Genomic DNA, 15,138 nt, shown 5'->3' with positions numbered 1-15,138 from the left:
TCATAATATGGAAAAAAGAGCTTTTATTAAATCAATTGCTTTGGGCACATTGGCCATTCCGGTATTGGGAGCTGGGCGCGCTAAAGCAATCGCAGCGGAGTTTGCAGGGGCGGCTACTTTGCTGGCAAAGAAGTTATACCCAGGGCATACTATAGGGTTGATAACTCCAGCAGGTGTATTGGACGATGAGGAATCGATCATTATCGCACGCGAGATCTTTGAAACATTGGGTTTTAAAGTGAAGGAGGGAAAACATATCCGTAGCCGTTACGGTAATTTGGCGGGGACAGATCAGGAACGTATTGCTGATATACATGATATGTTTGCTGATAAGGCTGTCAAAGCAATAGTCTGCATAAGGGGAGGTTCGGGAACTTCCCGGCTCTTAGACCGACTTGATTATCAGATGATTGCTCAAAATCCTAAGATTTTGTTGGGGTATTCTGATATAACGGCTTTAATTCTTGCCCTGTACGCGAAAACTGGACTTGTTACTTTCCATGGTGCGGTTGGTATAAGCACATGGACAAAGAAGCTCGCAGAGGCCTTTAATACACAATTTGTTGCCAATAAGCCTGCGGTATTTGAAAACCCCAAATTGAAGGGGGATAATATTGTACAGACTAAAGACCGGATAGCCACAATCTCCCCAGGTGTTGCGGAGGGAGTGTTGCTGGGCGGGAATATGACCGTATTGACTGGCTTATGTGGGACTACTTATCTACCAGAGTTTAAAGATAAGATACTTTTTATTGAGGAGGTCGATGAAGATATGGAACGCGTTGATCGGATGTTTTGCCAGTTGAAAAATGCAGGGATATTGGCAGGGATCAAAGGTTTTGTTTTTGGGAAATGCACCAATTGTAAACCGTCGGGAGGTTATGGCTCTGTGACGTTGGATCAGCTATTCAATGATTATATTAAGCCTTTAAACGTGCCTGCTTATAGCGGTGCTGTCATTGGGCATATTGCAGAGCAATTTATCCTTCCTGTGGGTGCAAAGGTGAGAATGGATGCATCGCAAGGAACGATTACCTTACTTGAGGCAGCCTTAAAAGATTAACATGAATTTAGTGAAAGACGATTTTATCAAAGCCTTTTCTTTATATGAAGAAAAGGCTTTGCAGCATAGACGATTTAAACATCGGGATATTTTGCCCTTATTGGAAAATAATAAAATCCATAAGCAACTTACGGTGGAGGAGATAGGAAGATCAGTAGAATATCGTTCAATCTTTAGGTTGAGATATGGGCAAGGACCGATAAAGGTACTGTTGTGGTCGCAGATGCATGGTGACGAGCCTACAGCTACAATGGCGCTCCTTGACCTGTTTAATTTTTTTAATGGGGAGAGGGACGGTTTTGATACCTTTCGAAAGGAAATAGCGGAGAAACTGACTTTATATTTTATTCCGATGTTGAATCCCGATGGCGCAGAACGTTATCAGCGGAGAACGGCGATGGATGTGGACATGAATCGCGATGCACGTGCAGTTGCTACCGTGGAAGGGGCTCTGTTGAAAGCGCAAGCGATGTTACTAAAACCAGATTTTGCTTTTAATCTCCATAATCAGAATAATTATTACAATATCCCCGGTACCGCCACCCCGGTAACAATTTCCTTGCTGGCCCCAGCATACGACTATGCGAGAAGTGTTAATACGGTTAGGGCGGATGCCATGCGGGTAATCGTGGGAATAAACAAGATACTACAGGAATTTATCCCGAATGCTGTCGCAAAATATGATGATGAGCATACCCCACGTGGTTTCGGGGACAATTTTCAAAAATGGGGTGCCAGTACCATTCTAATTGAATCAGGAGCCTATGCCGGCGATCCGGAGAAACTGGAAGTTCGAAAATATAATTTCATTGCATTGTTGAAAGCCTTTCAGGAAATCGCTTCGGGATCTTATTCGGTACACGATATTGCTGATTACAACGCGATTCCTTTTAACGATGAAAAGCTTCATGATGCTCTGATCCGAAACCTATCTATCGAAAAAAATGGTAAGAAGATGCTCGTGGATGTGGCTATTCGGCAAAATGAAAAAACTGTAGCAGATGATTATTATGTGGAGGGGGTAATCGAAGATATAGGCGATCTGAGGGATTTCTATGGATATACCGACCTTGATGTTGAAGAACTCCAATTTATTCCCGCAAAATTGTATTCGGACAGGGTATTTTCACTGGCGGAATTAACTTTGCCGATTATCGTTGATTTATTGAAGCAGGGCTTTGCGGCGATAATGGTTTCTGATACGATGGAGGGTGTAAAGGTTCATACTTTTCCGATTCAGATCATGAAGGGTGCTAATTTTCAAGGTGCAGTGAGGCCCATTATAGGGGATCATGCTGACTTTTTTATCGGATCTAAAAGCGAAATACGATATGCGGTGATCAACGGGTACTTGATTGATTTAAAGGAAGAAATGGGAGAGAATTTCAAAAATGGTATTTTATAAAAATAGAATTATTTTTTCATTCAAAAAAGAAGCTGTCTAAAAAATACCCGCTCCTTTGGGAATTAAGTATTTGGAAAGAAACTGTACTGGATATGAGTAAGATTAAATAATAAACGGGCTGTCCAACCTAGACAGCTCCGCTTATTGTTCGTTTAATTACCTAGTAACTCGGGTTTTGTTGATTTGCGATAGCCGGATTCGCATTCATTTCATCCAAAGAAATTGGAAGAATCGTTTTGAAAAAAGTTCGGTCTATAGTCTTTGGTCTATTAGTGGTACTTATATTACCGAGATCATCGTCAAATGTGATCGACTTATTCCAGCGCATCATATCGAAGAATCGGTGGCCTTCACCTAAGAGCTCTTTGCTTCTTTCGTCAGCTATCATATCCAAAGTAACTGTATTGGAGGTTGCGGCATCCAGTTTTGGAGATCTTTGACGAATAGCATTCAAATAGGTTGCTGCAAGGCTTTTGTCTGGAGATGGTTTCAGTAAAGCGGATTCAGCAGCGATGAGGTACACTTCTGAAAGGCGAATGACTTTGATATTCACGGCAGTACTATTTGCTGGTGAATTTTTGTCTCCGGCAAGGGTAGTGCTTCCACTATACTTGTACAAAGCGCCCAGATGTGTGCTACCGACCTCATCAGATCCCATTACTCCCCATCTCACATCAGTGTCGTCAGTTTTAAGTTTCGTTAGGAATGGGTCTGCAGCGATAAAATTCCCCAAAATAGCAGCACTTCCATGTCCTTTCCTACGAAACATTGCCCCAAGAGAATTTACACCCGCATCGGCTTCATTGGGATAGACACCAAGTTCAAAAATTGATTCTGTACCAAACATACTAGTCCAGGATTTTACCCAGTCAGCATTGCTGTACAAGGTGTACACTTTGGAGTCGATTATCTCCTGAGCAGCTTTTAGCGCATTGTCATAATCGTTCATGTAAAGATAGACACGTGCTTGCAATGCTTTATTCGCGAAATAGTTAATATATCCGTTTGCCTTTGATTTAGATAATAAGCTTTCTGAATCTTTAAGATCTTGCAGAATCTGCTTATAATTTTCATCGACAGAGACGCGTTTTTCCTGTGCGTTGTATTCAAGTACTTTGGTTACATTGGGAATACCCAAGGATGACTTATCCATATTATATGGCTTGCCATATAATCTCACTAGATCAAAATTAATTAATGCTCTAGCTGTTAATGCTTGCCCTTTATAGGAAGCAAAATCTTCCGTTGAACCGGCGTTGACCAGTTTATCTATATTTGCAAGGAGATTATTAATTTGCACCAGTGAGTGGAATCCTTGGATCCAAATGTTAGCATAGGGATTTGATGATGCAGAATGATTAAATACGTATAAGTAATCGTAACCACGTCCTTGCGAGGCGATCGTAAAGTCCCCACCTTTTACATCCGCATAAAGTGGGAAATTTCTACCATAATAATCAACATTTGCCATTTTGCTCATTAGTCCATTCATAATAACTTTTGCATCGGCTGCAGTTTGTATAGATGTATTGGAATCTCCCATGTTTGTAGGAGTGACATCCAGAAAATTACTGCAGGAGCTAATTGCTAAAGATATAGATATGCACGAGGCGATAAAAAGCTTTTTCATATTACTGTTTTTTGTCCATTAAAAACTAAATTCAACACCAAAAGTGTATGTTTTTGCCAGTGGTGTTTCCCAACCGCGGGTACCAAATTGATTCACCTCAGGATCCATGTATTTATACTTGGAAAGCGTGAGCAAATTACTGCCATTAAAATATAGTCTAGCATTTGAAATTCCGGCTCGACTCAATAATGTATTTGGTAATCTATAGCTTAGGGAGATATTTTTTAGTCTGATATAGGAGGCGTCAAATAATTGTCTACTGCTGATCTGGTTGACATCTTCTAGATCTCTACCAGTTACCATGGGATAAGTTCCCCCTGTGTTGGATGGTGACCAAGAGTCTTCAACGAAGTATTCTGAATGTATTCGTTCCCAATAATAACCATCATCTGCGACATCTTTTGATGTAGCATCATATAGTTTGCCGCCTATCTTGTAAGCAAAGTTCAATCCCAATGAAAAGTTTTTATAGTCAATATCCGAATTTATACCACCATATAATTTGGGATTGGCATTTCCAATAATTGTCTGCTTTGCATTTTTATAATTATAAGTTGCAGCTTTCCCATTAAACATAAATTCACCTGTGGTGCCATCATTGGTATACCATACATTTTTTCCATTGGTTTGGTCCGTGCCGGCCCATTCCAGTCCAAAGAAAGATAACGCTGATTCACCTTCACGGTATACGTACCTTGCCCTATTATCTCCACCGGTAGGGTCAAACCAGACAATATCCTGTCCGCCGTATAGTTTTGTCACGTTCGATGAAATAAAAGTCGCATTAGCACTTAAAGTCCATTTCCAATTTTCATTTTTCACAATATCGGAGCCCAGTTCTATTTCTAATCCTTTGTTGTTCATCTCACCTACGTTTCTCAGGATAGACTTAAAACCCGTGATTGTAGATATCGGAACATCCTGTAGCAGACTTTTTGAATCCCTATTGAAATATTCGAGTGTACCAAAGAGTTTGTTGTTAAATAACCCGAATTCCAAAGCGATATTGGTCTGGTAATTTAGTTCCCAAGCGACGTCCGGATTACCTAGGTTATTTAATCCACCGCCAGGTTGCGTCATATATTTATTGGAATAACTGGTCAAGTTTCTCCAAGCGAAAAGATCGGTAGGCAAAGTTCCGTTAGTTCCATAAGAACCTCTAAATCTCAGACTATTGATTTGTTCAATGTCCTTCATAAAAGATTCTTTTGCTAGATTCCAAGAGGCTGCGACCGACCAGAAATTGTCCCAGCGTGGGTTTGGTCCTAATCGTGACGAGCCGTCTCTCCTAAAAGAAGCTGATGCAAAATACCGCTCATCAAAGTTATATTCAGCTCTGGATAAAATGGACATCATATTGTTGCCCCATGAGTATGCCGAAGCGTCCAAAATACCAGCAGTAGCGACCGTATGAAGTGATGAAGAGGGAAGATCTTTACCTGTGGCACGAATAAAATCTGTGGTGTTTTTTTCAGCCTCGAAACCTGCCAATAAATTCAAATTGTGCAGACCGAAGCTTTTGTTATAATTGGCAGTTGTTGATGAGACTAATTTCTCGATGGATGTAGAAACTTCGGTGACACGACCATTGTCTGCCATACCATTATAATGTTTGGCACTGTAGTAAATATGGTCTTTAACTTCTGTATTATCGTAAGAGAAAATCGTTTTCAGGGTTAGCTCTGGTAAGAGCTTTAGAGTCAAGGATTCTATGGCAGAAATTTTGCTCGTTTTTGATGAGTTCTCCCATTCTTTGTTGTAGTATAATGGGTTATAAGCTAGACTTCCATAGCGGGCAGTGTATTCTTTGCCTGTTTTATAATCAGTTGGCCAATACATCTGCCATAAAAGATTGCGCGTTTGATACAGGTAATTTGTTCCTGTATTTCGCGTATCGTTCATGCCAATTAATTTGTTCTTTGCGTAGTTGATATTGGATCCAAATTCTAGGTATTTTCCGATTTTCTGTGTCAAATTGACCCTTCCATTAATGCGGTCAAAATTATTTTCAATAACCCTGCTTTTATCTTGTGTATAGTTCAACGATGCATAGTAGTTTGTCTTCTCCGTTGCTCCACTGACCGATATATCGTTGGTGTTAAATATACCTGTTCTAAATAATGCTTTATTCCAATCGTAGTATTTTCCGTCCCTGTTTTCCATTCCGTCAGTTTTTCCGGAAATATGGACATTCTCCCATTGTGATATGCCATCGGTACTGAATTGGTAGCCATGGATACCAAATCCATAGGCAGGATTTGGTTTGCCATAATTTGCAGAATTGGGATTCCATTCCAATGAATTCAGGCGGTTGAGCGTATTCTTGTTTGCTTGCTCTGCTGTCTGGCCTGATGCTATCCGAGAATCATATAAGATGCTATAGAGCATATTGATTTGATCTTGGACAGATGCAGGTTCATTATTTTTTGTGGCCCAAGATGGGCTTATGCCGATTGAGGATTTAACATTGATCTTAGGCTCGCCATTTTTTCCCCTTTTTGTTGTAATGATGATTACTCCATTAGCTGCCCGAGATCCATACAAGGAGGATGCAGCAGCATCTTTCAGTACAGAGATGGATTCGATATCACTTGGATTCAATGTACTCATTACATTGTTTGTATTGACGATGTAATCGCCCATTTGCCCAACACTTCCGGAGATAACTGGGACACCGTCGATCACATATAGTGGGTCATTGGATGCGTTCATTGATCCAATTCCTCGGATACGTATGGCCGATGTAGCTCCCGCTTGACCTGATCCATTTGATAATTGCAAACCAGCGACACGTCCAGTTAATGCTTTTTCAAAGGATGTGACCGGTTGTTTATCTATTGCATCAGATTTTACCTGTGCAGCCGAGCCTGTATAGGTGCTTTTTTTTGCTGTACCATAGGCAACGACAATAACTTCATCTAAGGCTTGTTCGTTACTGACGAGTGTAATGCTGATGGCTTTTCGGCCATTAACCTGAACCTCCTGCGCATTATAGCCAACAGCAGATAGGATTAGTGTGGCATTCGAATTTGCATTGAGCATGAATAAGCCTTGTTCGTTGGTTGATGTTCCTTGGCTGGATCCTTTGACATTTATGGTAACTCCACTGATGGGATTTCCATTGCTGTCGGTGATTTTTCCAGCAATCTGAATCTGTTGCGCGTATAGTGACTGCATCGAACTACAGGCTATGAGACACAACGTTGTGAGCACATGTTGTTTCATAAAAGTGTGAATTGATTAATTTAGTTTGTTAATATCTTGGTAAAATTGGCTATTGGTTACAACTCCGATAGCGATTCAATGCAATGTTTTTCTTTAAGACAAAAAACATTGCATTGAATATAATGTTATTTTCTTAAAATTCCAATTCCAGGGCGATCCGGCAAGATGCAGTTTCCGTTGACTACTGTCATCCCGTCGTAGATATCATTATCGATCAGTAGTGCCCCATCTAGATCTGCCCAGTCGGTCAATGGTGCTAATTGTGCTGCAGCGCTGATGGCACATGAGGTTTCAGTCATGCAACCGATCATTACTTTCATTTCGAGAGAACGTGCAAGTTCGGCCATTCGTTTGGCTTCACGCATGCCTGTACATTTCATCAGTTTGATGTTGATACCACTGTAAACTCCTTTTAGCGCAGGCACATCAACCAACCGTTGACAGCCCTCATCCGCAATTGTCGGTATTGGACTATGTTCAGTCAGCCAGGCATTATCATCAATCTGTTCTTTGGGCATGGGTTGTTCAAGGAAAGAAACATTCCGCTCAGCGAGCCAATGAGCCATTTCCAGCGCCTCTTCCCGCGTTTTCCAACCTTGATTGACATCTGCACATAAGGGACGGTCTGTGACCTGACGAATGGTGTCAATGATCATCTTATCGGTATCCAGCCCCAATTTTACTTTTAGGATCTTAAATTGATCTGCTTCAGCAACCTTTTTACGAATCATATCCTCCGTATCGATGCCGATGGTGTAGGAAGTCGGTGGAATAAGATCGGGGTTTAATCCCCAGATTTTATAAAACGGCTGGCCCATAATCTTACCAAGCACGTCGTGCAATGCGATATCGACAGCTGCTTTTGCTGCAGTATTTTTTGTTGCTACTTGATCTATATAGTGTAAGATCTCTTCGGTTTGGAAAGGGGAGTTGAATGCGGATAGATCAATTTGATTTAAAAAAGCGATAACACTTTCCTGTGATTCACCAAGGTATGGTGGCATGCTGGCCTCCCCATAACCTACAATACCATCGTACTCCAGTTCGGTCAATACAACAGGTGTTGTACTTCGGCTGTAGGAAGCAACGGTGAAAACATGCCGCAATGTTAACGTATATGGACGGAACCGTAATTTAAAAGCCCCAAAGTCTTTGCTGATCCATTCAGATTGGTTGCTCATCTTGATTTATTTGTTGGTGTAATAATTGTTTTCAGCGATTTTTTGAATTGCACTATCCTTGGCTCCAAGGTAACGGCGGGCTGCTACCACAGTACGTGTCTGGAAGTCGTCGTAATCTGGCGAATCTTTTAGCATGCTGTTTATACGAACTAAGCCTGCAGCGTGAATAAAGGTGCCCTTACCAATATAAAGGGCCACATGGGTTACCCGAGCGTTGGGATTACTATTTTTACCTGCAGCAAAGAATAATAAATCTGCTGGTTTAAGGTTTTTGAGTGCTTTACTCGCATCAAAATGCCCCTCATTGTCCAGAATGTCTATCTTCTCGCCGGCCAGTACCTGTTGCGATGCATCTCTGGGGATGACAAAACCATTCATAAAGAAACTTGTCTTGGTAAAACCACTGCAATCGACTCCTTTAACGGATGTTCCACCCCATAGATAAGGCAGTCCCAGCATCGTTTTTGCGCTTGCAATAATATTGTCGGCGGTAGGGGTACGTGTATCCAACCAGTTTTTTAAGGTTAGACTTTCAGATTTCTTGATATATCCTTTTCGGCCATCGGGGTAAGCAATCGTATAAAAGTTGCCTTTCTGTCCCGTTAATTTTAAGATGTCGCCATAAACTAAATCCGATACCCGCTGGCTCTTCTCATCGGCTTCGGAATAGGATTTGCCAAATTCATTGGTGTAGATCAGCTTGTCCGTTTGCCTCCAGCTGTCAATTTCAGTTTTATCCATTACAACTATTGAAGAGCTAGGTACCCATGCGATATACCCGTCGGGTGTTCGTACACGGTATTCACCACTTTTTTTCTGCAATAAATCTACTTGTGTGCCCAGTAAGACCTGACTTGTCAATTCTGCGGCATTATTCGGATCGGTACGCATGTTGGCAACCGAAAGTCTTATTACGCCGTTAGTTTTACCTTCGACACTTGCATCAGGCAATAGTTGGATTTGGATATTAGCGGATATTTCTTTCGCTTTCTGTTCGAGTACGAACTTCGCATCTTTTTCGGTTGTCTCGAGGATATATTGATTTTGTGGGATATCCGCTTTTTGAATAGCCACAATTTTCGTTCTGCGATCTGGTGCAAATTCACGTTTTACGTTTTCTTGCAATTCTTTGATTTTGAAATATGTTGTGGAATCTACCTGCTGTGCATGGCCATGACTTGTGCCAATAAGACTTGCACATGCTAAAATGGCGAATTTTAGTGTGTTTTTCATGCTGATTAGTTTGTTCCTAAAGATAGGATTAATTCACAATATAAATCAATGTTTATTGTCGATTTTTAAGTGATTTGAATATTATGTTGCTAAAAAACGAATCTTTAGGCCTAATTTTAATTAATTTGTCTATTTGCTAAAACCATTTTGTATTATTGCTTATTGATAGCGAAATCAGCTTTTTTTTGGTGATTCTCTGTCTGAAGATAAGTCAGAGAGCGATTGAGGTCCTCTTTGGGACCAATAAGCATGCTAAAAAAAGAAATTGTCAAGTTTTTGGTATTTTCGGGTTGGGGTGATAATAGGGTAAAAAAAGAAGATATTCTTGTCCCCGATTACGTTGGATTGCAAGCATAATTGTGCGGTTTTATCATGCAATTGTTACGATGATCCAATAGGAGGTAGGAGCATCTTAGAATCAATCGTTATGGATGCATTATTCTGCTCATGAGAATCAAAAAGTAGTATATCCATGTTTGGACGGTAGAGGCTACTCAAATGAAACAGGGTGTTAAAAGATAAATAATTTACATATGAGTTCTAGACGTAATTTTATTAAGCAAGGTTTTATGGCTGCTACGGCTATAGGTACCTTGAGTGTATTCGATACAAAAGGGTTGACGATTGCATCTAGTGTCGAGGTGAAGAAATATCCTATCGTGATATCGACATGGGATTTTGGGATAGCGGCAAATAAAGCAGCATGGGAGATACTGTCGAAAGGTGGAAAAGCACTTGACGCTGTCGAGCAGGGTGTACGTGTACCCGAAGCGGATTTGAAGAATATGACTGTAGGAAAAGGGGGGTATCCGGATCGTGATGGTCATGTGACCCTAGATGCCTGTATTATGGATGCTGATGGTAATTGTGGCGCTGTGGCTGGTATGGAAAAAATAGGTCATCCGATCTCCGTGGCCCGTCTAGTGATGGAGAAAACGCCACATGTCATGCTTGTTGGTGAAGGTGCATTGCAATTTGCATTGGAAAATGGTTTTCAAGAAGAGAATTTATTGACGCCAGAAGGGGAGAAAGCTTGGAAAGAATGGTTAAAGGAAAAGAAATACAAGCCAGTCGTTAATATCGAAAATAAAACTTTTGCTGCGGAGCGCCTACCAGGCAATCAATACAATCACGATACCATAGGTATGTTAGCCTTGGATGCCAACGGAAATATCTCCGGAGCCTGTACGACCAGCGGAATGGCATTTAAGATGCATGGCCGGGTAGGGGATAGTCCGATTATCGGAGCTGGACTCTATGTGGATAATGAAGTTGGAGGGGCTACTTCGACTGGTGTCGGTGAAGAAGTTATTCGAAATGTTGGTAGTTTTTTGGTGGTTGAGTTAATGCGCCAGGGTTATTCGCCTGAAGATGCCTGCAAGGAAGCCGTGATGCGTATCGTGAAGAAAAAGCCCGCAATTGCCAAAGAGATACAAGTTGGATTTTTGGCGATCAATAAAAAAGGAGAGTATGGAGCTTTTGCATTGCAGGAGGGATTCTCTTACGCCGTTTGCGACAGCAAACAGCAAGATCTATTGATCAAAGGAAAACATTATTATTAATATTTAGATGTGAGATATTAGATGTGAGTTAGGTGATTGGAGACAAAGGATCAAAGACTGGAAAAAATAGGACAGCAAGTATGTCAAGGGCTTATAAAAGAAAAGTCTAAATACTTACTAATCAATACGCACTACTAAATATAGAATACACGTTTAGGTTTGAGTATTAAATTGAATAATGATTATCTTTGCATGAGCGTTGTGGAAGAAAAAAAATAATATAACGAGCATGCCAAAGGCTTTTAAAATTAAAGTCTAAATTCTCAATACTCATTACTAAATACTATAAAAATATGAAAGCAACATTTGGAGGTGGATGTTTTTGGTGTACGGAAGTGATTTTCCAAAATACTGAAGGAGTGACATCCGTATTGCCTGGATATATGGGAGGTCATATAGACCATCCTACTTATGAGCAGGTCTGTACAGGTACAACAGATCACGTAGAAGTGGTGGAGTTGGAGTATGATGATGAGTTGGTCAATTATGAGGATCTGTTGAAAATTTTCTTTAAGACACATAATCCGACAACATTAAACCGTCAGGGTAATGATGTAGGTACGCAGTATCGTTCTGTGGTCTTCTATCACAATGAAGAACAGGAAATTTTAGCAAAAAACTTTATTGATGAGTTGGAAAACGAGGATGTCTATGAAGATCCAATTGTAACGGCGGTTGAACCGGCATCAACATTTTGGCTTGCTGAAAATTATCATCATAATTATTTTAATGATCATCCAGAGAACCCGTTCTGTTCGGTGGTCATTGCGCCGAAACTCCAAAAATTTCTAAAAGAATTTAAAGCTTAAAAGCTTTATATCAGGAGCTTTATGTCAGGCGCAGCGAATTGATTGTGGGCTATTTAACTAGAGGGGGAAGAGGATTGAAACAAGGCCTTGGTGACCTTTGAAAACTACCTTCGATCAATAATAATATAAAAGGCTCGAATATGATGTTCGAGCCTTTTCTTATGCGGATTATTTATTGAAAAATGCTGTTAAAACATTTCCATTTGCCCCTTGTCATCAATTTGGATGTCATCAGGATTAGTGATCTCTAATTTGATGTCATCTTCTTTTTTATCCTTAGTGGCATCCGCTGATATTTCATCAGTTGCTGCACTGGACTTGGTCTCTCCGGATTTCGTTTCGCCACCTTCTGAAGCGACTTCTGCTTTCTCCTTTCCTTTTTCACTTAGATCTTCATCAGCTGTGATCAAAGTGACAGATTTTACGGTATGGAAGGACAGACGGTTGCCTTGTGCTTTTATACCCTTTATGTCAATAATCTCGGTCAACGGTTGTTCCAGTGTTTCTTCCGTTTGTGATTTACCTTTTAGAATATCTAATTTGACTGTAGGTTCAGCCGCATTGCTCATTAGAACTAGTTTTGAACCGGGTTCTTCATTGATAAACGAAATGCGTTTACCAATAGGCTGGTCATCAAATTTAAAACGTTTGACGAAATAGGTGCCGCTCTTACCATCTTGATGTACTACGGTATAAACATGTTCCGGATAGAATTTCTCAATACGGATCATTTTCTCATCAAAGTGGTTGCTCAAATCGAAGTTCGATAACTCGTAGCTACCATCGGAAAGCACAACCAATATTTTATCATCACCATCAAATTCTCCTAAATACTGACCACGTTCATCCGCATTTAAGCGTTTCATAATGGTGTCATACCAAATTTTTCGTCCTGCGAGTGTTGAAATACCTGAGCTTTTGAAGGCGATTTTCTTAACCGGATATTTGGAGACAATATTTCCTTGGGATGCACGACCTTTAATGGCAATTTCAGCGAAATCCATATCGAAATTCAATTTTCGTAATTTCGTGTGCGGTTTGAGCTGTATATTGACAACTTCTGCTTCGCCGTTTGGATTAGCAGTGAAATACAAAACTTTTGATCCTTTAGATCCTTTGGATACGTCGTATTCCTTGTCACGGGTAACGCCAACAACAGAAAAACGTTTGATATAACTTGTACCAGTTTCGCCTTCTTTATAGATGACATTGTATATGGTACGTTCGTCACCTTTTTTGAAGACTGCCACATGAATAATCCCTTTTCCTACAAATACTTTGTCTTGGATTTTGCTGACGACATATTTGCCATCTTCGCGGAATACAATGATATCGTCAATATCCGAGCAATCGCATACGAACTCATCTTTCTTCATTCCTGAACCGATGAAACCTTCTTCACGATTGACATATAGTTTGGCGTTGGCTAGTGCAACTTGCGTTGCCTCAACCTTATCAAAGATGCGTAATTCTGTTTTGCGCTCACGATCTTTGCTGTATTTTTCACGCAGTTTTTCATACCAGGCAATGGCATATTCGGTCAACTGACGTAAATGACGCTTAACTTCTTTGATCTCATTTTCGAGCGTCTTCATCGTTTCGTCCGATTTTTTTACGTCGAAACGCGTAATGCTACTCATTGGTTTATCGATCAATTTCTTATAGTCCTCAGGAAGAATTTCACGATAAAACTGATCAAAGAATGGCTCAAACAATCGATTTAAAACCTGCACTACTGTGTCAAAGTCACCGGCATTTTCATAATCGGCATGTTTGTACATCCCTTCTTGGATGAATATCTTTAGTAAGCTATTGAAGAAGATTTTTTCCTGTAGATCATTTAAACGGATCTCCAGTTCCCGCTTCAATAGGTCTTTTGTGTTTTTTGTGTTTTCAATCAAGATGTCATTGACACTCATAAAATGAGGTTTTTCATCCTTTATGACACAAGTATTTGGCGAAATAGAAACCTCACAAGCCGTGAATGCATACAGCGCATCGATCGTAACATCGGGAGATATTCCCGGCGCTAAATGCACGATGATTTCAACATTTCCAGCCGTGTTATCTTCGATTTTCTTGATTTTGATTTTACCTTTTTCATTCGCGGTGACAACACTTTCGATAAGTCCACCAGTGGTGGTACCAAAAGGAATCTCGGTAATTGCTAAAGTTTTTTTATCCCGCTCCTCGATTTTAGCGCGCACACGGATCTTTCCGCCACGTTGACCTTCGTTGTAGTTGGACACATCGGCCATACCACCTGTGGGAAAATCTGGAAGAATATTCGGGCGTTCGCCGTTCAGTACCTGAATTGAGCCATCAATGAGTTCAATAAAGTTGTGCGGCATAATCTTGGTCGCTAAACCTACAGCAATACCTTCGGCTCCCTGCGCCAGAAGCAATGGGAATTTAACAGGTAAAGTGACTGGCTCACGGTTACGTCCATCGTAACTCTGTTGCCATTCCGTCGTTTCGGGATTGAAGACAACTTCATTTGCAAATTTAGAAAGTCGTCCCTCAATATAACGTGGTGCCGCCGCCGAATCGCCAGTAATAGGGAAACCCCAGTTACCTTGGCAGTCAATCAATAGATCTTTTTGTCCCAGTTGTACCATGGCATCTCCAATGGAAGCATCTCCATGCGGGTGGTACTTCATGGTATTACCAATAACGTTGGCGGCCTTATTATATCGTCCGTCATCCATTTCCTTTAGGGAATGGAGAATACGACGTTGTACGGGTTTCAAGCCGTCATTTATATGGGGTACAGCTCTATCCAAGATAACATAGGACGCATAATCCAAAAACCAGTTCTCGTACAGTCCAGATAAAGGTATTGTCTGACTTCCGCCCTCTGTTTTTCCTGATCCTAATTCTTCTTGGTTATCTTCCGTTGGGAAGTTTGTTTCGTCACTCATTTACTCAGCAATAGATTAAATTGTACAATACAGAAATGTTCAAAATTTTATTTTATTCGAACGTGTAAAAATACAAAACCATTTTGTTTTATCCCAGTGAAACTATGAA

Annotated in this window: 9 protein-coding genes; 4 read left to right on the top strand and 5 right to left on the bottom strand. The window is 40.6% G+C overall.

Annotated features, from left to right (window positions below):
• Positions 1–7: 7 nt before the first annotated feature.
• The gene (locus LC454_RS22295; protein ID WP_223584659.1) at positions 8–1,063 is read left to right on the top strand and encodes an LD-carboxypeptidase; all 1,056 of its coding nucleotides are present in this window, start codon (positions 8–10) and stop codon (positions 1,061–1,063) included.
• A 1-nt stretch (position 1,064) separates the two neighbouring features.
• The gene (locus tag LC454_RS22290) at positions 1,065–2,468 is read left to right on the top strand and encodes a M14 family zinc carboxypeptidase (RefSeq protein ID WP_223584658.1); all 1,404 of its coding nucleotides are present in this window, start codon (positions 1,065–1,067) and stop codon (positions 2,466–2,468) included.
• Between the two features lie 160 nt (positions 2,469–2,628).
• Here LC454_RS22290 and LC454_RS22285 read toward each other — a convergent pair whose 3' ends face one another.
• The 4 genes from LC454_RS22285 to LC454_RS22270 form a co-directional block, all read right to left on the bottom strand.
• On the bottom strand, positions 2,629–4,098 hold the full coding sequence (locus LC454_RS22285) for a RagB/SusD family nutrient uptake outer membrane protein (RefSeq protein WP_223584657.1): 1,470 nt from the start codon (positions 4,096–4,098) through the stop codon (positions 2,629–2,631).
• 18 nt (positions 4,099–4,116) lie between these two features.
• Positions 4,117–7,323: a SusC/RagA family TonB-linked outer membrane protein gene (locus tag LC454_RS22280; RefSeq protein WP_223584656.1), complete on the bottom strand. Its 3,207-nt coding sequence runs from the start codon at positions 7,321–7,323 to the stop codon at positions 4,117–4,119.
• 125 nt (positions 7,324–7,448) lie between these two features.
• Entirely contained in the window at positions 7,449–8,504 is a 1,056-nt protein-coding gene (locus LC454_RS22275) for a dipeptide epimerase (RefSeq protein WP_223584655.1), read from the bottom strand.
• Between the two features lie 6 nt (positions 8,505–8,510).
• Complete coding sequence (locus LC454_RS22270; RefSeq protein WP_223584654.1) at positions 8,511–9,737, bottom strand: NlpC/P60 family protein; 1,227 nt, start codon at positions 9,735–9,737, stop codon at positions 8,511–8,513.
• A 533-nt stretch (positions 9,738–10,270) separates the two neighbouring features.
• Between LC454_RS22270 and LC454_RS22265 the strand changes: the two genes are divergently transcribed.
• The gene (locus LC454_RS22265; protein ID WP_223584653.1) at positions 10,271–11,299 is read left to right on the top strand and encodes a N(4)-(beta-N-acetylglucosaminyl)-L-asparaginase; all 1,029 of its coding nucleotides are present in this window, start codon (positions 10,271–10,273) and stop codon (positions 11,297–11,299) included.
• Positions 11,300–11,592: 293 nt separating this feature from the next.
• Positions 11,593–12,108: a peptide-methionine (S)-S-oxide reductase MsrA gene (gene msrA, locus LC454_RS22260; RefSeq protein ID WP_120259952.1), complete on the top strand. Its 516-nt coding sequence runs from the start codon at positions 11,593–11,595 to the stop codon at positions 12,106–12,108.
• 188 nt (positions 12,109–12,296) lie between these two features.
• On the opposite strand, the gene LC454_RS22255 is transcribed toward msrA, so the two are convergent.
• Positions 12,297–15,029 (bottom strand): DNA gyrase/topoisomerase IV subunit A, encoded by a 2,733-nt coding sequence (locus tag LC454_RS22255; protein WP_223584652.1) that lies wholly within the window; start codon positions 15,027–15,029, stop codon positions 12,297–12,299.
• Positions 15,030–15,138 lie beyond the last annotated feature (109 nt).

This window comes from Sphingobacterium sp. GVS05A, from assembly GCF_019969845.1.
Taxonomy (GTDB): Bacteria; Bacteroidota; Bacteroidia; order Sphingobacteriales; family Sphingobacteriaceae; genus Sphingobacterium.
The sequence above is the reverse complement of the archived record's forward strand: the minus strand, read 5'-3'. Positions and strand labels throughout refer to the sequence as shown.

Coding starts and splice junctions, on each gene's coding strand:
- LC454_RS22275 (WP_223584655.1), bottom strand. CDS start 8,504: ATGAGCAACCAATCTGAATGGATCAGCAAAGACTTTGGGGCTTTTAAA.
- LC454_RS22290 (WP_223584658.1), top strand. CDS start 1,065: ATGAATTTAGTGAAAGACGATTTTATCAAAGCCTTTTCTTTATATGAA.
- LC454_RS22285 (WP_223584657.1), bottom strand. CDS start 4,098: ATGAAAAAGCTTTTTATCGCCTCGTGCATATCTATATCTTTAGCAATT.
- LC454_RS22270 (WP_223584654.1), bottom strand. CDS start 9,737: ATGAAAAACACACTAAAATTCGCCATTTTAGCATGTGCAAGTCTTATT.
- LC454_RS22280 (WP_223584656.1), bottom strand. CDS start 7,323: ATGAAACAACATGTGCTCACAACGTTGTGTCTCATAGCCTGTAGTTCG.
- LC454_RS22255 (WP_223584652.1), bottom strand. CDS start 15,029: ATGAGTGACGAAACAAACTTCCCAACGGAAGATAACCAAGAAGAATTA.
- LC454_RS22295 (WP_223584659.1), top strand. CDS start 8: ATGGAAAAAAGAGCTTTTATTAAATCAATTGCTTTGGGCACATTGGCC.
- msrA (WP_120259952.1), top strand. CDS start 11,593: ATGAAAGCAACATTTGGAGGTGGATGTTTTTGGTGTACGGAAGTGATT.
- LC454_RS22265 (WP_223584653.1), top strand. CDS start 10,271: ATGAGTTCTAGACGTAATTTTATTAAGCAAGGTTTTATGGCTGCTACG.